We start from the raw sequence: 19,144 nt of genomic DNA, 5'->3' as shown, positions 1-19,144 counted from the left end.
AACATCCCCTGTAAAGGGTATTTTTAAACAAATAAAATCAATGTAACTTTAGAGCCAACTTAAAACCTTTTAAATTATGAAAAAATGGATTCTTACAGCATTAATTATATGCTTGGCTAGTAGTAATATTTATGCGCAGGCAAAGAACTTTGATGGACTATGGGAAGGAAATATTGAAAGTACGGATGGCGAAAGTGTTTTCATACGACTCTTTATAGAGGATAATAATGTCTACCTGACAGATACAGATGAGGATGGTGACCTAGCCAAAAATTTTTCTAAAGAAGTTATAGTAAGCAAAGGTTACGGCGGTCAACTTAACGCATTCTGGATGGATTCTGGTGGTGTATGGACAGAAACTCAATTCTATTCTTTATCATGGACCTCTAGTAATAAATTATCCATCTATCACACTAGACATGTTTCTAATGAGTCTGACGATACAAATGGTTATACAGACTGGGGCTACTCTGCAGTTGGGACCCTTATCAGAAATGATGATTATTAAATAAAATTAATTAAGAGCGTTTATAATGAATATAAACGCTCTATTTTTTTACTCAAATAACATATTTTATACTTGTTCCGCTTTCGCGAAAGCGAGATTAAAATAAAAAAATCTTAATAGACACGCATTGAGAACACGTATCCATTAAGATTTAAAAATTGTATTGTATTAAATCTAATCAATAACCGTTGCTCTTGTTATAGGAGTATCGCTTTTTACAACAACAAAAGAAGATATAGGATAAAAAGACTCATCTGTAGTAGTGTTAGTCCAGTCTTCAAAATCATATTCAAAAGTAAACGTAGTCCCAGCCATACTCGATGTAAAATTATCTATTCTAGTAGGCACTTCCATACCGGGACACCATCCTGCTCTATCTGGCATCCAGTTTCCTGGTGCCTGATTATTCACAGGATTACTAGCACAGCCTAATGGTGCTAGGTCGTGTTGAAACATATTTGCTCCATTAATTAATACGCCATGAGTTCTGAAACACCACTCAGCACAAGTACGACCGTCTGCATCTCCAGATGCTGCCTGTCCCCAACCTGAGATAATGGTTCTTAAATGTGTGCTTTGTGCATTTGCAGGTACAGAAATGGACCTAGTTAAATCTTTAGTATGTGCCACTCCATAAGGAACACCTGCTGCAGAGCCATTATCATAATTCAACACGCGTGTAATACCATAATAAGCATAATCTGGAGTACCTTCTATATAATCAAAATCAACACTTACCTCATAACCTCTAGCATTCCAGCATTCTGTTCTTATTCTTAATTCTACATTACCATTTAATAAAGACTTAAAATCGGTAACATCAAATTCAAAACCTCTAGCAAGTTGGCTATTATCATTCCAATAAGGAGTAATAAATCGCGCTAACTCATAACGCTCTCCAGACGCTACATCAGTCACTTTTACATTTGCATAAACATCCCACTCATCACAACCACCTGTTGGACAGGTTAGTTTTACATACATTTTAATTGTCTCAATATTAGTAAGGTCATTATGTAAGTTATATGACTGCACTGAAGTTTGAGAAAAACCACCACCGAATGCCACACGCTCTCTATTAAAGGTTTGGTAATTATGGATAACAGGTACTCCATTACCACTTAATGCCACTTGTAAATCGGTAGAAACATCAGCACTTTGAATGGTTACAACACCTTGAAAAGCACCTATCGTATCAGGAAGGAATTTAACATAAATCGTGTTAGATCCATTTACATCGGCAGGAACGATACTTAGGTTGCTGGAAAAATTAACCGCATCACTAGAAATTTCAAAATTTCCAGTAGCAGAAAGATCTATTTGTGACACAAGAGAAGAACCAGTTATAGAAAAAGATCGATCTTGTGAGGTTTCATTTGCAGCTGTGTCACTAAAATTTAACTGACTTACTGATGTTGTTAAGGTAACACTGTCTGTAGCACCATCACCAGCAGTGTCGTCATCACCACTACAGTTTATAATTATGAAACAAAGAGTGAGTAAACTGAGTAAATTAAAGGCTGTTTTGAGAGTTTTCATTATAGTTTTTTAAGTTTCTGCAATATACATAAAATAAGCTTTTTAACATTTATTATAAGTATTCTTCAATAATTTAAGAGTACCATTTCGTTTTCAAAACTCACTTATTCTCAATAAAAACCTCATCAAAAATTACTAGTTTATTTAAGATGAATTTATAATCGCAACAAAGACATCTTATTCTCTTTTATTTCATTGATAACAAAGCACTTTAAAATCTTGAACTTAAAGGCATGAAATAGTATCTTTGCTATCTTCTAAAATTGAGTCAAAAAATATGTTTGATAATTTAACTGACAAACTCGATAAAGCGATGCACGTCCTTAAAGGACATGGAAGCATTACCGAAGTTAACGTTGCAGATACTCTTAAAGAAATACGTCGCGCACTAGTAGATGCCGATGTTAACTATAAAATCGCAAAAGAATTTACATCTAGAGCTAAAGAAAAAGCTATAGGTCAAGGTGTATTAACTACTCTTAAACCAGGACAGCTACTTACAAAAATTGTAAAAGATGAGCTTACTGAATTAATGGGTGGTGATGTTGCTGGAATTAACTTAAGTGGTAATCCTAGTATTATTCTTATGTCTGGTTTACAAGGTTCTGGTAAAACTACTTTTTCTGGTAAACTCGCAAATTTTCTTAAAACTAAAAAGAGTAAGAAGCCTCTTTTAGTAGCCTGTGATATCTATCGCCCAGCGGCAATAGACCAGTTACACGTAGTTGGAGAAAGTGTAGGTGTAGAGGTTTTTTCTAATCGTGAAGAGAAAAATCCGGTTAAGATTTCTGAAGCGGCTATCGCATATGCAAAACAAAATGGCTTTAATGCTGTAATTATAGATACAGCTGGACGCCTAGCTGTTGACGAGCAAATGATGACCGAAATTGCTGACGTACACGCAGCGATTAAACCACATGAAACTCTTTTTGTAGTAGACTCTATGACAGGGCAAGATGCTGTAAACACAGCAAAAGCCTTTAATGATCGTCTTAACTTTGATGGTGTAATCCTTACAAAGTTAGATGGTGATACTCGTGGTGGTGCTGCACTTTCTATTAAATCTGTTGTTGATAAACCTATCAAATTTATAGGTACTGGTGAGAAAATGGAGGCTATCGACATTTTCTATCCAGAACGTATGGCAGACCGTATTCTAGGTATGGGAGATGTTATCTCGCTGGTAGAACGTGCCCAAGAACAATTTGATGAAGAGCAAGCTAGAAAGCTGAGTAAAAAAATCGCAAAGAACCAATTCGGTTTTGATGATTTTCTTTCTCAAATCCAGCAAATCAAAAAAATGGGTAACATGAAAGATCTTATGGGTATGATTCCTGGTGCAGGAAAAATGCTTAAAGATGTAGACATAGACGATGACGCATTTAAAGGTATTGAGGCTATTATACACTCTATGACTATAGAAGAGCGTACAAAACCACAAGTAATCAATGGTTCTCGTAAAAAACGTATCGCAAAAGGTAGTGGTACTACAGTTACAGAAGTAAATCAACTGCTCAAACAATTTGACCAGATGAGCAAAATGATGAAAATGATGCAAGGTGGTAAAGGAAAAGCGATGATGAATGCTTTAGGAAAAATGAAATAAACAACATTCTTTCACCCTTATCAAATAAAAATTCAATCCCATGTTAACGCTTGGGATTTTTTTATCTCATTTATATAGTAACGCAAACCTTATCGTTAACAAGTAGATAATAAGTGTAGACGATTAAATTTCTTAATTTCACTCTTATTAACCAATTTTACAACGGAATTAACCATCACACACAACTTATGATTATTCTCGACGGAAAGAAAACAAGTAATGATATTAAGAACGAGATCACAGATACCGTTCAAGCAATGAAAGATAACGGTGAGAAGGTACCTCACCTAGCAGCTGTTATCGTAGGGAATGATGGCGCAAGTCTTACATACGTAGGTTCTAAGGTACGCGCTTGTGAACGTGTAGGTTTTGAAAGCACTATGGTGCGCATGCCTAACACAACTAGCGAGACAGAGCTACTTAAAGAAATTAAAAAGTTAAACGATAATCCAGAAATAGATGGGTTTATTGTACAGCTTCCTTTACCTAAACAAATTGATACTCAAAAAGTGTTAATGGCAGTAGATCCAGATAAAGATGTTGATGGCTTCCACCCTACTAACTTTGGTAGAATGGCACTAGACATGAGTACTTTTATCCCTGCAACACCATTCGGTATTCTAGAATTATTAGATCGTTATGGTGTAGACACACAAGGTAAACATACCGTGGTAATAGGTAGATCTCACATAGTAGGAAGACCTATGAGTATCTTAATGGGTAGAAAAGGATTTCCTGGTAACTCTACAGTTACCCTTACACACAGTCATACAAAGAACATTACTCAAATTACCTCACAAGCAGATATTATCATAACAGCATTAGGAGTTCCTGGATTCTTAAAGGCAGAAATGGTAAAAGATGATGTAGTTATTATAGATGTAGGTATTACTCGCGTACCAGACGATTCTCGTGAGCGTGGTTATTATATCACTGGTGATGTAGATTTTGAAAACGTATCAAAAAAAGCTAGTTACATCACACCTGTTCCTGGTGGTGTAGGCCCTATGACTATCGCCATGTTATTAAAAAACACGTTGCTTGCTAGAGAACGTCACAGAGCAGCAAACAGATAATCAACAAGAGTTTTATACAAAGTGCCTGTCTAGAAAGTATCATAATTCTAGACAGGCATTTTTATTATTATAACTTACCACATGAATTGAAGGCACTGAATAAAATCAAATTACACTCATTAACGTGATTTATCAACTCTTTATCGCTATAACCACTACTTATACCGATTAACAGAATAAAAAGAATAAATACTCACCTATAGTGCTCCATTAAAATTATTTTTGTCCTCAACACATTTATAATATGAAAAATACTTTTAAACTCATACTAGCTTTATTATTTGTAACCACTCTTGCCAGCGCGCAGAAAAAAGAATCTTATCAATCTCTAATGATGGAATACTTTTCTGTCAGTGGTATTGATGCAGAATATGAAGGTGCTTATGATGGTATGGTTAAAATGGTACAAGATGCCTATCAAACTCAAGAAGTACCAGCAGACACATGGCAAAAATTTTACTCCAACAAAAATGCATCTGTTGCAAAATTTAAAGGAATTCTAGCATCAGAATACCGTGCTGTTTTTGAAGATAAAGAAGACCTACGCAATTTGATTAAGTTTTACTCTTCTGATACTGGTATCCAATACAGAAAAAACAGAGAAGGAATGACAGATAGTCAAAGAGCAGAATTGCAAACTTTCAAAAAATCTAATACAGGATTAAAACTATTCGGTCGTATTGCTCAAATTAATAAAGCAAAAGAAAGTGCTAGTGTATACTGGTCTAGAGAGTTAATTTGCTCTGTTACCACCCAACTTAAAGAGCAAGGTTATCAAAGCTCTATGCACATGCCTAGCTGTAATTAATGGAAGATTTTCTTAAGAAACTGCCACATCTAGCGCAGCAAAACAAAAAAGAAAACACAGATTACTTTAAAAAACTACGCAAGAAAAAACCTAAAGGTCTAGACGGCGCAGTTCAAGAAATACACAACGAGGTATTTGAAGAAGTTGATTGTTTAAAGTGTGCCAATTGTTGCAAAACTACTGGCCCACTTTTTACGCATATAGATATCAATAGAATTTCAAAACACTTCAGAATGAAACCTAGTGACTTCATCGATCAGTTTTTAAAAGTAGATGAAGATCAAGACTATGTCTTACAACAAACTCCATGTCATTTTTTAGGCGCAGATAACTATTGCTCTATTTATGAAGTAAGACCTAAAGCATGCAGAGAGTACCCACACACAGATAGAAGAAAAATTTATCAAATAGGAACACTTACCGTTAAGAATACGAGTATTTGTCCAGCTGCTTATAAGGTCGTAGAACTTATGAAATCACGTATTAAATCCTGATTACAAGAAGTTTCTGACATTTAAAATGTTATATTTTTTCTAAAACATAGCTAAGAATAGTTAAACCATGATTAATTATTCGATCACAGCGCTATATTTGTTTAGATGAACAAGTTACTAACTCTTTTTGTACTCCTAATTATTTGCACAGCCTGTGACAACAGACCTATAGCAACAGTTACAGCTATTGGTCAAGACGGTCTTAGAGAAACAGTTTTACCTGGTGATAAGGTTAAAGTGATTAACTTTTGGGCCACATGGTGCGCACCTTGTGTAGAAGAATTACCTTATTTTGAAAGTATAGGAAGTTCTTACCTAGAAGATGTAGATATGATATTTATCTCTCTAGACGAAAAGAAAAATATTCAAACTGCCGTAGAGCCTTTTCTTAAAAAGAAAGAAATTAAATCTACTGTCCTCCTATTAGACGACCCATATGCTGCAGAATGGATACCCATAGTAGACCAGCATTGGGATGGTGCAATTCCTGTGACTTTAATCGTTTCAAAAAATAAAAAACAATTTTATAATAAAGCTTTATCAAAAGCTGATTTAGAAAAAGCTATAAAGGAATTCTTATGAAAACTTTAAAAATCTTAACTGTCGCGGTGGTAGGCGCCATTGGCATCGCAGTAGTGTCGGGCATGTTAGACACGCACGAGCGTACTAACCTATTTGCTGAGCGTCCAGTGCCTAATGAAAATAAAAAGCAAACTCCTGTAAAAGAAAAAGCAACTGTTCTTAAAGGATATCATATAGGTGATGCTGCAACAGACTTCTCACTAATAAACATAGATGGAGAAAAAGTTTCCCTTAAAAATTATGACGATGCTAAGGGTTTTATGGTCATCTTTACCTGTAATCACTGCCCGTACAGTGTCGCATATGAAGATCGCATTATTGCACTAGATAAGAAATACAAAAACCTTGGCTATCCGGTAATAGCAATTAACCCCAATAATCCTGATGAATATCCTTCAGATAGTTTTGATGCAATGAAGGTTAGAGCAAAGCAAAAAGGGTTTACCTTTCCTTATTTAGTAGATGCTGGTCAGAAGATTTACCCACAGTACGGTGCCACAAAAACGCCACATGTTTTCTTACTTAAAAAAGAAGGAGATCAAAACATCGTTAAATATATCGGTGCGATAGATGATAATTATCACGATGAAAATGCAGTGAAAAACAACTATCTAGAAGACGCCCTGCAGTCTCTAATACGTGGAGAAAAAATAGCTGTAACCACCTCAACAGCCATAGGGTGTCGCATTAAGTAAACAACTATAATTAATTTCTATACTAGCCCATGATGTACTCATGGGCTTTTTACATTTCTGAGCGTTATAAATCGTATTTTTGCATAAAATTTAACTAATGATTCTTGAACAGTATTATACGAAGTGTCTCGCTCAAGGAACCTACTATATCGCTTCAAATGGTGAGGCTGTAATCATAGATCCTTTAAGAGAAGTACAACAGTACATTGATCGTGCGGCACAAGATGGTGTAAAGATTAAGTATATTTTTCTGACACATTTTCACGCAGACTTTGTTTCTGGTCATGTAGATCTAGCAGATAAAACAGGTGCTACCATTGTAATAGGGCCTAATGCTGTTACTAGTTACGCTTTCGCGAAAGCGGAACACCTACAAACATTTAACGTAGGAGACATAACTCTTCAATTACTGCACACCCCTGGACATACCATGGAATCTTCTTGCTATTTATTAAGAGATGCCGAAGGAAAGGAACAAGCGCTTTTTAGTGGAGACACTCTATTTATAGGCGATGTAGGAAGACCAGATCTTGCTGCAAAATCAGATCTAACTACTGAAGATCTAGCCGGTCATTTATACGACTCTCTTAGAAATCATATCATGCCGTTACCAGATCACGTGATTGTATATCCAGCACATGGTGCAGGTAGCGCTTGTGGTAAAAGCATGAGTAAAGAAACTAGCGACACGTTAGGTAATCAAAAGAAGACCAACTATGCGCTTAATCCACAACTGGACAAGCAGGCTTTTATAAAAGAAGTAACCGACGGTATCGCGCCTCCACCAGGCTATTTTCCAAAGAACGTATCCATGAATAAAGGGGTAAATTCTAGCATAGATGAGATTATCGCTAGAGGAATCACTCCACTTAAACTGAACTCTTTTAAAGCACTGGCTGAAGATGATGACTATCTAGTTCTAGATGTGAGATCACCACAAGAATACACCGCTGGCTCTATTCCAGGATCATGGTTTATAGGTTTAGATGGACAGTTTGCTCCATGGATAGGAGCTCTTATTGAAGACATAGATCAAAAGATAATAATCGTTGCACCTAGTGGTAGAGAAGAAGAAACGGTGACTAGACTTGCTCGAGTAGGTTATGATAATGCTCAAGGTTATCTAGAAGGTGGTTTTGATACTTGGAAAAATAGTGAGAACGAAATTTCTAAAATAGAAAATATTACAGCTCAAGATTTTATAGACGGCCTAGAAGATGGCAGTATTAAAAATCCTATCGACAGTCGCAAACCTGGAGAATATGAAGCTGGCCACATAGGTAATGTGCCTATGCATACTCTAGACTTAGTTCATGAAGAGGTGAAAAAACTTAATTCCCAAGATACCTATCACGTACATTGTGCTGGTGGTTATCGCTCGGTAATTTTTTCTAGTATAGCTGCAGCTAACGGTATACCACATATGGTAAATGTAGAAGGTGGATACGGAGCAATCAAGAAAACAAATCTAAAAAATCAAAAAATAGTTGCTACGAGCAGCTGTTCCCTATAAATTATGACAAATTTAAATAACCAAGAGTGGAAAGAGCAAACAGCTCAAGATAATAATTCTATTATACTAGATGTGCGTACCGATGACGAGGTGAGTGAAGGTATGATTCCTAATGCGCTACATTACGACATCTTTAAACCACAAGAGTTTATGGAGGCCGTTAATGGAATGGACGCAGATAAAAATTATTATGTGTACTGTCGTGCTGGTAGTCGCAGCATGCAAGCCTGTCAGATTATGGAACAACTTGGGATTAAAAATACATTTAATCTAACAGGAGGTTTTAGTAACTGGGATGGAGATACTGCAATGAAATCATAATGAAAAGGTTACTCAACTTCATTATTGTATTACTGCTAGCGCTAGCATTTCACAGCTGTGTAGAAGAAAAAGATGGTACCATTAATAAAGTATCTATACAACAAGCTGAAGAAATTATCGCTGTAGAAGGTGTAAAGGTCGTGGATGTAAGAACTAAGTCAGAGTTTACTGAGAAGCACATCAAAAATGCTGTAAATATCGAGGTAGAAAATGACGATCTTAATTCCTATCTAGACACTATGGACAAAACCCAACCTCTATTAGTGTATTGTAATAAAGGTGGTCAAAGCGCTAGATGCGCAAAAATCTTGCAGGACAAAGGTTTTACTCTCATATATGATATGAAAGGTGGTATAACCAAATGGGAAGAAAGCGGTAGAGAAGTTATCGTTAAAAACTAACAAAAAGCATTTATGGAACTTAATAAAATACCTAACATAAAACATACAGATTCAGACAATTTCTTTTTACTTGCTGGACCTTGTGCCATAGAAGGTGAAGAAATGGCACTGCGCATTGCAGAGAAAGTCTTGAAAATTACAGACGATCTTAAGATTCCTTATATTTTTAAAGGAAGTTTTAAAAAAGCAAATCGCAGCCGTATTGATAGTTTTACTGGAATAGGTGATGTAGAGGCTTTAAAAATATTACGTAAGGTTTCTGAAACTTTTCACATACCTACAGTTACCGATATCCATGAGGTAAGCGATGCCGCTCTAGCAGCGCAGTATGTAGATGTATTACAAATACCTGCTTTTTTAGTTAGACAGACAGACCTAGTGGTTGCAGCCGCAAAAACTGGTAAAGTAGTAAATCTTAAAAAAGGTCAGTTCATGTCTCCTGAGGCTATGAAACATGCGGTACAAAAAGTAAAAGATTCTGGTAGTGATAAAGCATGGATCACAGATCGTGGTACTATGTTCGGTTATCAAGATATGATCGTAGACTTTAGAGGTATTCCTACCATGAGAGAGTTTGCTCCTACTGTACTAGACGTAACGCATAGTTTACAACAACCTAATCAATCTAGTGGTGTTACCGGCGGTAGACCAGATATGATAGAAACTATAGCAAGAGCCGGAATTGTAAATAACGTAGATGGGCTTTTTATAGAGACTCATTTTGATCCTGCAAATGCAAAGAGTGATGGTGCAAACATGCTAGACTTAAAACATTTAGAAGGATTATTGTCTAGATTAGTTACTATTAGAAAAACGATTAATTCGTTTTAATAAAAACCTTGATTTTATTAAGCGGTGCTATTTAACTTATTAAATAGCACCGCTTTTTTGTGCTTATTATTCTCAAAAAGTAACATTAAAAATTATGTTAAATAGAATAGAACTAGCTTAAATCTGCCGTTTTGATAGTTTTCTACCACCTAAATGCGCTGACTTTTATTATAAAAAAGAAGTGTAAATCGCATATTTTAAACATTTTAACAACTTTTAACAAATCACCTGAGCCTCACTAAAATAAGGTGTTTAACATTTCATTTGTTGCTAATTTCACATAATAACGTGAACAAATTGTAAAGCTCTTACACAACGATGAAACAAAAGAGATATTTGCATGTCTATTAAGTAAGCTATTAACACTTAAAACTTTAAAACATGAAAAAGCTAATTTTATTAACCGTTATTCTTTTTGCAGGTATATGTACTGCACAATCTATTCAAGAAGTAAGTAACTTCTCAAAAATCAAAATTGATACTGATGCACAAGTAGAGATAGTTTACTCTACAAAAAACCAAGTTGCTATCAATAAAGATACTCAGGATCTAAGTATTTCAACAGAAGGTAAGTCCTTAACAATAAAGCAAAATTCTAATGCTAAAATTGAAGACTTAAAAATCAGAATCTACACAAATGATTTGACAGCTCTTTCTGTAACAGGAGATACTAAAGTAACGTTATCAAAATTCAAGTATCAAAATAAAATGGTAATTCTTGTAAAACAAGGCGCTATAGTTGATACTGGAGATACAGAAATTAAAGATTTACAAATCATACGTACTGACGACAGTAAAGTTATTGCAGCAAATGCAAAAAACACTAAAGAAACAGTAGATGGTGTTCTAGTTGCGTTCAACTAGAAATAAACTCTTATTCTTAATTAAAGGCTTCTTGTAAATTCAAGAAGCCTTTTTTTATGTGCAATTCATTAGATTTCAAAGTTAAGGAACGAGCAAGGCGTTAAATTTACTTTGAGATCCTTTAAACACATTTGCATCTACTAAGGTTTCTACCCCATTTACTGGCATTCGATCTGTATACTGCCAGAAATCCCAGTCTGCGTCAGGTAAATCCACACGATTATAATTTGCTATCCATAAATTAGGATACGATTTAAAATAACTGTCTGGTTCTAGAAAAGAATTATAAAAACTATCACCTGTGTAAATAATGGGTTTTACTCCATAATGATCTTCTACCAGCTGTATCCAGTTTTTCAATCCTTTTCGTAACGAGGTTACATTTTGAATAGAGCTTATATCTTCTATATCCAGCACAGGAGGTAAATCTCCTTTTACTAGTTTTACCGTTTCAATAAAATGATTTGCTTGCGTGGTACTATTTACATCGCTCCAGTAATAATGATATGCGCCTCGTGATAATTGTGTATTACCAGCGCCGTTCCAGTTTTCTGTAAAGCGATTATCGCTATCTATTCCTACTGTGGCTCTTATAAACACAAATTTTAATTCTTGTGTAGTATCAGGATGTTTTATCTCTTCCCAATCTATCTCTCCTTGATGGTGTGAGATATCTATCCCTTGAATTTTATATTTTTTAATACGGCTATGCAAATAAGCATTCGTCGGTTTTCTAGAAGAATTGTGGTACGAGTAACGCTCCATGACCACTATCGCTGTAATAGTTGTAAAGATTAAAAACACAACAACCAGCAAGATCCATTTACTTCTACTCATTTCTTTTTCATGGATTTGCGTATGACACTTAACTCTTGTAAAGTCTCAATAATAATAGTGTCATTGATATCCTCTAGATTTTTAAATCTTAGAGATCTCAACATTTTTCTACCTTCTCCAGCCATTAAAACACCGTGCTGATTACTTAATCTATCTCCATAGCTTAGTCCTAAATCGACAAAAGTCTTTCTGAAATTAAAAAAACAAAACATCGTTTTATCGTCTAGATAATAAAAAGGCATGTGCCATTTATACTTCAATTGCATCTCAGGAAAATTTGATTCTATTAAAAACTGCAAGTGTAGCATTACCGCACGATACGGCTCTGGTTTGTTATTGATATACTCTTCGGCTGGATTCATGGTTTAAAGTTAGAAGTTATTCCGCTTTCGCGAAAGCGAGATCTCAACAAACTTTACTCCACTTAAAATAAATAATAAAAAGCTTTCATACTATCCTGAAATACATTTACTTTGTATTTCAAAGTACTTTAATTATGACAACAGATAAATATCTAGACGACATTAAAGAAATTAAATCACTCATGAATAAATCTACCAGATTTATATCTTTATCAGGTATGAGTGGTGTCATGGCAGGTATTTATGCATTGATAGGTGGTGTTTTTGGGTACTTTATCATTGAAAAAGCGAGAGAAAATGGTACAAGAGACACTCTTAGCAGGCTCACCACTACCCCATGGGATCAAAATCCATCTTTACAAATACTAGTTGTGGCGGCTATCGTTTTATTCATGGCTGTACTTACTGCATTTTTTCTCACTAAGGCAAAAGCATCAAAACACAAACAAAAAGTATGGACCAAACAGTCCATAAGATTAGTAGTTAATTTTATGGTACCACTTAATATAGGAGCCTTATTCACACTGGCTTTATTACAATATAATTTAATAGGTCTAGTAGCGCCAGCCATGTTGGTTTTTTATGGACTAGCCTGCATGAATGCAGCACAATTCACTTTGGGAACGGTAAAATACTTAGGCTTGAGCTGTGCAATTTTAGGGTTAATCAACACACAATATATAGGCTACGGATTGTATTTCTGGACAGCTGGTTTTGGATTGTGTCACATCATTTATGGTGCAGTGATGTATTATAAGTATGATAAATAGTAGTGAAGCTTTCAGTTTTAAGAATTAAAAATTACACCATGAAAAAACATTTTAATAAAACAGTATTCATTCTTTGTATAGGGCTGTTATTCATGTCTTGTGATACAGAACAGAAAACTACTGTTGCAATAGACGACACCGTAGAAAGTGCAGAAGATTTTACAATAAAAAAAGATTCTACAGCTATAAAGGTTTTAAAACTACCAGTGCATATAGATAGTACTCAGTATTTGTATCATGCTATCGCTATAGAACGTGTAGCTATTGATGACGATTTTTCTATTAGTAAAAGTAGGTATGGATCCTATGGAGCAGCATCTACTTCTTATAAAAAGTATACTTTTTCTGGTGAATATGCAGGGTTTATAGTAGAAGATATACAAACCGGTAATAAAATTAATGTGATCAATGAAGGGATTACTATTACTAGCGCAACTATATATAATAAGTTAGAGAATAATCCTCGTGTAGAATTTGTCCTGTATAAGGGTCATAATCTAGATACTAATAAAGATAAAAAACTTAATCACAATGATTTATCAGCTTTATTCATAAGTGATCTAGATGGGTCAAATTTCACAAAATTGACAGAAGATTTTGAGGAATTTAACGGTCAGCGATTTATAGTAGAAAATGATAAATTATATTTTCAAACTCAAAAAGATGTAAATGGTAATGGTATTTTTGACAGCAGTGATAACTACCGTAATTACGTAGTAGATCTAACAGCACCAGTTAAAAAAGCTGTGCGCTATGATGAGCAGTTAATGAATATTACAAAGCAGTAAACCGACTCATGAGTCTCATAAACAAACTAAATAAAGCATTTGATCACCGTATACGACTAGGCATTATGTCTGTGCTCGTAGTAAACGATCATGCCGATTTTAAAGAACTCAAGGAGTTGCTCGATGTTACCGATGGTAACCTGGCCAGTCATACTAAAGCTCTTGAAAAAGAGGCATATATAAGAGTAGAAAAGAGCTTTATAGGTCGTAAACCGAACACTAAATATATCGCTACAGATGTAGGTAAACTAGAGTTTAAAAAACACATCGAGGCGTTGGAAAAATTAATAAGTGGTTAAAGATATATGAATACTTTAAAGCAAGTATCTGTTCCATAACATTAAACAGTGAGATATCTGTGAAACTTAAAATTAGAAATAAAACTGATTTAGTTGTACTGCCCATAAGACTCGGATAAACTATAACCCAAATTAAAACAGCATGAAGAATCCATCACACATACCCAAAATCAAGAAAACATTTTTTTTACACCTTTACTTTGAAATTCAAAGTACTTTAATTCTATTCAGAGAGGTCTTCGTTAATTTTTCTTTTGAGCTAGCCAGTACGGTTTATATAAGATTTAAAACAGGTCCGTCATGGAATGTGCATACTAAGCAACTACTCTCCTATCCGACAGATAGTTTAGGATATCACTTAGGCTGCTTTTTAATTCAACATAAATTAGAACCTCAACCTAGATGTGAAGATCACGATGTCTTTCATGTTCTCACAGGTTATAAAATAGATACCGCTCAAGAAATAGCCATGCAATACTGGTTATGGGGCAATGGAAAGCGCAGTCCTTTTGTACTGCTTGCCATGCTCGTAGGTGTCATTCTTTATGTAGATCAATACAGCTTATTCATTATTGCCATCGAGGCAGGACATAAAGCATCTCCTATTCATGATATAGATTTTAAACAAAATTTATACTCTCCTATATCTCTTATCAAACCCATTAGTATCACTTCAAACTAAAACCATGAAAAAAACAATTATCATCATTCTAGGCGGGATCGTATTCTCGACCTTATTTTACACACAAGATTTAGGAATTAACGCCTTCATTTATTCCCTATTTCTCATCATTGCATTAGCTATTTCTAGGCATCAAATACTATTAAAAAGCACCATTATATTAAGCGCAGTAGGAATGCTAGCCAGTGCTACCGCAATAGCTGTTCATGGTTCTGCATGGAGTATTGTTGGTTATTTTTTAAGCACCTTATTATTTATAGGTTATGTAGCCAGTCACCAAACCAGTATATATTTGAGTTGGCTCAATGGAATTTACAATACTGTTTTAGGTGTTTTTCATTCGTTTTTTTATCAAATAGAAGAACCTGAAATCACAACACCTAAAAAAGCCGTAGATGTAGGACAACTAGTTAAAGTTATTTTTGTTCCTCTAGTTCTAGTAGTAGTCTTTACTCTTTTATATAGTACAGCAAATCCTGTTTTCAGTGATTTCCTTACGGCTATAGACCTATCGTTTATTGATATATTCTGGGTGTTTACCGCAGCTTTAGGCGCTTTAATTATGGCAAATATTCAATCGCCGCAACCTATAATCGAAATTACAGATCAGGATATTAATTACCCAAATGAACTGGCTCCTAAAAAATTAAACGATCTACAACTGCTCACTGTAAAAAACGAAAAGCAAATAGGCTTTATCTCTATCATTTGTCTTAACATCTTACTAGTAGTTGTTTTAATAACTGAGGTTTTATTTATAACCAACATGTCTGGATCTAGTAAAGCCAGTGTACTTTCTGACGCAGTACATCAAGGTGTGTATGCTTCTATAGTCAGCATTATACTCGCTATAGGTGTGATAGCATTTATATATCGCGGTGACTTAAATTTTATTAAAAACAATGAAAAACTAAGAATACTCACCTACAGCTGGATAGGTCTTAACGCATTACTAGTAATCAGTATTTTTATTAAAAACTATGCATATATCACAGACCATGGGTTAACCCATAAACGTATAGGTGTGCTGGTGTATTTATTACTTACCATTATAGGGTTAGTCACAACATACTTAAAGGTTAGTTATCGTTTAAACTTTGTTTATTTAATAAGACGCAACATGGCCATAGGATATACAGTCATCGCTATCTACGGACTCATCAACTGGTCTGCTATCATTACAGATCACAATATTAACGTACAACAGGTAGACCGTCCTTATCTAGAGAGTCTATTGCCTCAAAATGCGCTAGTCCTTAAAGATCATGGCCTTTATGAAGAATACACAAAACAAGTATACCGCAGTGGTAGCAGTCGCGATAGATATTATGAGTCTAAATTTTTAAATCGCAACTGGCAAGAGTTTAATTATATCGCTTATAAAATTAAACAAGACCAGCATGAGATTACTAAATAGATTAACTAGCGTTAGTCGCTTATCGATACAGTTTGCTCTGGCTTCTTTTGCTTTAGGAACCTTAATTCTAGGACTCTATTTAATTACGGCAAATAATGTATTTGCCGTCCTAGGATTTGGTTTTCTAGTAATAGCCGTACCGTTTAATTCATTAATACTATTAAGTGTTTTTATACAATTATTGACAGGTAAATTAAGTATCAAAGAGTTCTTTTTCAGCAGTTATGTATTATTACTTAACGTACCTATCGCCCTGTTTTATTTTCACATTGTCACCACATACACACGTTTATAAAATGAAAGAATTTATCTCACATCGGTTTACAGAGTTTAAACAAGTTAGTTTACTGACCCTATTAAGTGTTTTTCTACTCGCATTGCGCATGAAAATTACACACGACTTCTTTTTACTTTTCTTAATCTGGAATTTGTTTCTTGCTTTTATTCCTTATTTAATGGTGGTTAGGTTACGCTTTCGCGAAAGCGTATCTACAACAAACATCATTCTTACTGGCATATTATGGCTCGCCTTTTTACCTAACGCGCCTTACATCATTACCGATTTAATTCATGTACGACATGCGAGTAGTGAGTGGATGGTTTATGAAGTATTAATGCTAGTTAGTTTTGCCATTACAGGATTATATCTAGGATTTTTAAGCCTGAGAGATATGAGCGCCGTTCTCCAACAAAAAGGCTGGATTACTACCTCAAAATACCGCTCACTTTTTGAATATACTATTCTTGCACTGTGCGGTTATGGCATTTATTTAGGACGTGTATTGCGATGGAATAGTTGGGACATTATACAACGTCCAGAAAAATTATTTTATGACATGGGAAATCTTTTTATACATCCCTTTTCAAATCAAAAAGCATGGTTGCTTATTATGAGTATGAGCTTATTTTTAATCGTTATATTTTCACTTTTCAAAAACAACACCATTGTTACTAAAACTGCACCGTAAACAAAAATCACTCTACATAGCTACTGCCGTCTTTTTATTAATTATAGAAGTACTTATAGAACGCTATGTGCACGATAATTTTGTAAGACCTTATTTAGGTGATCTACTTGTAGTGATATTGATCTATGCCATAGTTATGGCCTGTAGTAAAATTAAAGTATGGACCGGTGCGATAGCCACCTTACTATTTAGCTATGCCGTAGAAACAGCACAATATTTACAATTAGTGAATCTATTAGGACTAGAAGAAAACAAATTTGCCCGTATAGTTATAGGTACAAGTTTTTCCTGGTGGGATATGCTCATGTACACTCTAGGTTTTATAACGGTTATTATACTAGAGAAAACCATTTCTATGAACAGCAACTAGAACTGTGCAACACTCTTAAATCAAAAAGCGAGTTACTTAACAGTAACTCGCTTTTTCAAATATCTTGAAATAATAGTTTTAGAACTTAGTCTGCTCTCCATACACATAATCGTGTAAATATGAAAAACGCTCTGTTAGTTTACCATCACTAGTAGTCATTTGTGCTCTTTCTAGAATACCATCTTTGTCGCCATTAAAAAACGACGGTATCACATACTTTTCAAACATCTCGCCAAAACCTTCACTCGCATCCTTAGGTAACTCACATGGTAAATTATCTACCGCCATGACCGTAATCGATCCTGGAGTTTTAAATGCGACCTCTTTTTCGCCTTGAGCGTCATAACCATAAATAGGGTCGGCTATGGTGCTAGGTCTTAAAGTAGATGCAATAGGACCATCTATATCACAACTCACGTCTGCCACTAGGCTTATTTTAAAATCAGATTGTTTTGCATCTTCTCTTGTAAACAAATAAGGTGCGTTATTTCCATAAAAATGCCCAGTGATTAACATATCAGTCACTTTGGCAAATTTCACAAAATCACTTGCCAGTAATTCAGGGTTATTATAACACTCTGTTTTAGTAGGCTGTAAACCATCTTTGCGAGTATAATAATCTTCTACGTCTAATATGGTAAAAGTAGTTTGATCATTTTTAAACTGACCTAGTTGTAAATATTCTTTAGGCTTTAATTCTTTAATTTCTAGCTCTTGTAAAATCTCTAGAATACCGCCGGCTACCTTTCCATTACCTGTCATTGCTATATTGATAGCTGGCAATAAATTTTTAATACTTTTTAATTGTGCTTTAAGAGCTGCATAATCTGGCAAGGATTCTACCTTAGGTAAATCATATAAACCATCTCGCAAACCTAGTGCTCTAAAACCGTTGTACGCTCCTACTATACCGGCATATCTACCAAAACCGATTAATCGCGCACCATTTTCTCTAGTAATGGTTTCATGATCATACAGTTCTATTTTTTTATCCAGTATGGTTTTAAGCAACTCTCTATTATAAGGTTGCTTTTTAATAGTATGAGAAAAGAAAAAATACTTTTTATTGGGTATCAGCGCCTCTTTAGGTACTTCTTTTACACCTATCATAACATCAGCCGCAGTTACATCTTCTTGTACTGCAATACCATGAGATGCGTACTGACTATCTGGAAAGATTCTTATCGGTGAGGATTCTACTATAAATTCCGCTTTCGCGAAAGCGAGATCTAAACGACTCAATTGCTCTGGAGTAAAGACTACTCTTCTATCCGGCGGGCTCTTTCTTTCTCTTATAATCGCAAATTTCATGGGCTAGGTTTTATCGCAGCAAGATAAGGAAATAGCTCAAAAATTGCGAGTAGGGAAAAAATGAATAGTAGTAGGGAAAAAAGACCCAATATCGCACTGGTA

General features: G+C 34.9%; 24 protein-coding genes. 20 read left to right on the top strand and 4 right to left on the bottom strand.

Annotated elements, in window-relative coordinates:
* The first annotated feature begins 76 nt into the window (after window positions 1–76).
* Window positions 77–508 carry a hypothetical protein gene (locus tag ACJJVJ_RS14035; RefSeq protein ID WP_104516471.1) on the top strand — a complete coding sequence of 144 codons (432 nt, stop codon included), beginning with the start codon at window positions 77–79 and terminating at the stop codon, window positions 506–508.
* A 174-nt stretch (window positions 509–682) separates the two neighbouring features.
* On the opposite strand, the gene ACJJVJ_RS14030 is transcribed toward ACJJVJ_RS14035, so the two are convergent.
* Window positions 683–2,047 (bottom strand): peptide-N-glycosidase F-related protein, encoded by a 1,365-nt coding sequence (locus ACJJVJ_RS14030; RefSeq protein WP_405371041.1) that lies wholly within the window; start codon window positions 2,045–2,047, stop codon window positions 683–685.
* Between the two features lie 277 nt (window positions 2,048–2,324).
* On the opposite strand from ACJJVJ_RS14030, the gene ffh reads away from it, so the two are divergent.
* The 11 genes from ffh to ACJJVJ_RS13975 all read left to right on the top strand — a co-directional run bounded on the left by ffh (window position 2,325) and on the right by ACJJVJ_RS13975 (window position 11,238).
* On the top strand, window positions 2,325–3,653 hold the full coding sequence (gene ffh, locus ACJJVJ_RS14025; RefSeq protein WP_104516469.1) for a signal recognition particle protein: 1,329 nt from the start codon (window positions 2,325–2,327) through the stop codon (window positions 3,651–3,653).
* Window positions 3,654–3,841: 188 nt separating this feature from the next.
* Entirely contained in the window at window positions 3,842–4,729 is an 888-nt protein-coding gene (locus ACJJVJ_RS14020; protein WP_104516467.1) for a bifunctional 5,10-methylenetetrahydrofolate dehydrogenase/5,10-methenyltetrahydrofolate cyclohydrolase, read from the top strand.
* 244 nt (window positions 4,730–4,973) lie between these two features.
* Window positions 4,974–5,537 (top strand): excinuclease ABC subunit B, encoded by a 564-nt coding sequence (locus ACJJVJ_RS14015; protein WP_104516465.1) that lies wholly within the window; start codon window positions 4,974–4,976, stop codon window positions 5,535–5,537.
* The gene (locus ACJJVJ_RS14010; protein WP_104516463.1) at window positions 5,537–6,031 is read left to right on the top strand and encodes a YkgJ family cysteine cluster protein; all 495 of its coding nucleotides are present in this window, start codon (window positions 5,537–5,539) and stop codon (window positions 6,029–6,031) included. The genes ACJJVJ_RS14015 and ACJJVJ_RS14010 overlap by 1 nt, the downstream gene beginning before the upstream one ends.
* A 105-nt stretch (window positions 6,032–6,136) precedes the next feature.
* Window positions 6,137–6,613 (top strand): TlpA disulfide reductase family protein, encoded by a 477-nt coding sequence (locus tag ACJJVJ_RS14005; protein WP_245890741.1) that lies wholly within the window; start codon window positions 6,137–6,139, stop codon window positions 6,611–6,613.
* Window positions 6,610–7,308, top strand: coding sequence for a thioredoxin family protein (locus tag ACJJVJ_RS14000; RefSeq protein ID WP_405371039.1), 699 nt, complete (start codon window positions 6,610–6,612; stop codon window positions 7,306–7,308). Before ACJJVJ_RS14005 ends, ACJJVJ_RS14000 begins: the two co-directional genes overlap by 4 nt.
* A gap of 97 nt (window positions 7,309–7,405) precedes the next feature.
* A complete protein-coding gene (locus ACJJVJ_RS13995) occupies window positions 7,406–8,821 on the top strand; it encodes a rhodanese-like domain-containing protein (protein ID WP_405371037.1) in 1,416 nt (471 codons plus the stop codon).
* A gap of 3 nt (window positions 8,822–8,824) precedes the next feature.
* Window positions 8,825–9,142, top strand: a complete 318-nt coding sequence (locus ACJJVJ_RS13990; protein WP_405371035.1) for a rhodanese-like domain-containing protein — start codon at window positions 8,825–8,827, stop codon at window positions 9,140–9,142.
* Complete coding sequence (locus ACJJVJ_RS13985; RefSeq protein ID WP_104516455.1) at window positions 9,142–9,543, top strand: rhodanese-like domain-containing protein; 402 nt, start codon at window positions 9,142–9,144, stop codon at window positions 9,541–9,543. The genes ACJJVJ_RS13990 and ACJJVJ_RS13985 overlap by 1 nt, the downstream gene beginning before the upstream one ends.
* A 12-nt stretch (window positions 9,544–9,555) precedes the next feature.
* Complete coding sequence (gene kdsA, locus ACJJVJ_RS13980; protein ID WP_104516453.1) at window positions 9,556–10,374, top strand: 3-deoxy-8-phosphooctulonate synthase; 819 nt, start codon at window positions 9,556–9,558, stop codon at window positions 10,372–10,374.
* A 381-nt stretch (window positions 10,375–10,755) separates the two neighbouring features.
* Window positions 10,756–11,238, top strand: coding sequence for a GIN domain-containing protein (locus tag ACJJVJ_RS13975; protein ID WP_405371033.1), 483 nt, complete (start codon window positions 10,756–10,758; stop codon window positions 11,236–11,238).
* A gap of 81 nt (window positions 11,239–11,319) precedes the next feature.
* On the opposite strand, the gene ACJJVJ_RS13970 is transcribed toward ACJJVJ_RS13975, so the two are convergent.
* Together ACJJVJ_RS13970 and ACJJVJ_RS13965 are read right to left on the bottom strand one after the other, a co-directional pair.
* Window positions 11,320–12,075 (bottom strand): glycoside hydrolase family 25 protein, encoded by a 756-nt coding sequence (locus ACJJVJ_RS13970; RefSeq protein WP_405371031.1) that lies wholly within the window; start codon window positions 12,073–12,075, stop codon window positions 11,320–11,322.
* Window positions 12,072–12,437, bottom strand: coding sequence for a DUF1801 domain-containing protein (locus tag ACJJVJ_RS13965; protein WP_104516447.1), 366 nt, complete (start codon window positions 12,435–12,437; stop codon window positions 12,072–12,074). Before ACJJVJ_RS13965 ends, ACJJVJ_RS13970 begins: the two co-directional genes overlap by 4 nt.
* Before the next feature lie 134 nt (window positions 12,438–12,571).
* Here ACJJVJ_RS13965 and ACJJVJ_RS13960 point away from each other — a divergent pair, with 134 nt between their 5' ends.
* The 8 genes from ACJJVJ_RS13960 (at window position 12,572) to ACJJVJ_RS13925 (ending at window position 17,731) form a co-directional block, all read left to right on the top strand.
* The gene (locus ACJJVJ_RS13960; protein ID WP_405371029.1) at window positions 12,572–13,207 is read left to right on the top strand and encodes a hypothetical protein; all 636 of its coding nucleotides are present in this window, start codon (window positions 12,572–12,574) and stop codon (window positions 13,205–13,207) included.
* Window positions 13,208–13,245: 38 nt separating this feature from the next.
* Window positions 13,246–13,995, top strand: a complete 750-nt coding sequence (locus tag ACJJVJ_RS13955) for a hypothetical protein (RefSeq protein WP_405371027.1) — start codon at window positions 13,246–13,248, stop codon at window positions 13,993–13,995.
* Between the two features lie 8 nt (window positions 13,996–14,003).
* Window positions 14,004–14,294 (top strand): transcriptional regulator, encoded by a 291-nt coding sequence (locus ACJJVJ_RS13950; protein ID WP_104516442.1) that lies wholly within the window; start codon window positions 14,004–14,006, stop codon window positions 14,292–14,294.
* A 142-nt stretch (window positions 14,295–14,436) separates the two neighbouring features.
* The gene (locus tag ACJJVJ_RS13945; RefSeq protein WP_405371025.1) at window positions 14,437–14,976 is read left to right on the top strand and encodes a hypothetical protein; all 540 of its coding nucleotides are present in this window, start codon (window positions 14,437–14,439) and stop codon (window positions 14,974–14,976) included.
* A gap of 4 nt (window positions 14,977–14,980) precedes the next feature.
* On the top strand, window positions 14,981–16,393 hold the full coding sequence (locus ACJJVJ_RS13940) for a DUF4173 domain-containing protein (protein ID WP_405371024.1): 1,413 nt from the start codon (window positions 14,981–14,983) through the stop codon (window positions 16,391–16,393).
* Entirely contained in the window at window positions 16,377–16,688 is a 312-nt protein-coding gene (locus tag ACJJVJ_RS13935) for a hypothetical protein (RefSeq protein WP_405371023.1), read from the top strand. The genes ACJJVJ_RS13940 and ACJJVJ_RS13935 overlap by 17 nt, the downstream gene beginning before the upstream one ends.
* Window position 16,689: 1 nt before the next feature.
* Entirely contained in the window at window positions 16,690–17,361 is a 672-nt protein-coding gene (locus ACJJVJ_RS13930; protein WP_245890740.1) for a DUF1361 domain-containing protein, read from the top strand.
* Entirely contained in the window at window positions 17,339–17,731 is a 393-nt protein-coding gene (locus tag ACJJVJ_RS13925) for a DUF2809 domain-containing protein (protein WP_405371021.1), read from the top strand. The genes ACJJVJ_RS13930 and ACJJVJ_RS13925 overlap by 23 nt, the downstream gene beginning before the upstream one ends.
* Window positions 17,732–17,809: 78 nt before the next feature.
* Here ACJJVJ_RS13925 and ACJJVJ_RS13920 read toward each other — a convergent pair whose 3' ends face one another.
* Window positions 17,810–19,042, bottom strand: a complete 1,233-nt coding sequence (locus ACJJVJ_RS13920; RefSeq protein WP_405371019.1) for an NAD(P)-dependent oxidoreductase — start codon at window positions 19,040–19,042, stop codon at window positions 17,810–17,812.
* Window positions 19,043–19,144: the final 102 nt, after the last annotated feature.

The sequence above is a fragment of the Nonlabens sp. Asnod2-A12 genome, from assembly GCF_045063745.1.
Classification (GTDB): Bacteria; Bacteroidota; Bacteroidia; order Flavobacteriales; family Flavobacteriaceae; genus Nonlabens; species Nonlabens xylanidelens.
Note: the sequence above shows the minus strand (reverse complement) of the source record. Positions and strands in the feature narration are given on the sequence as shown.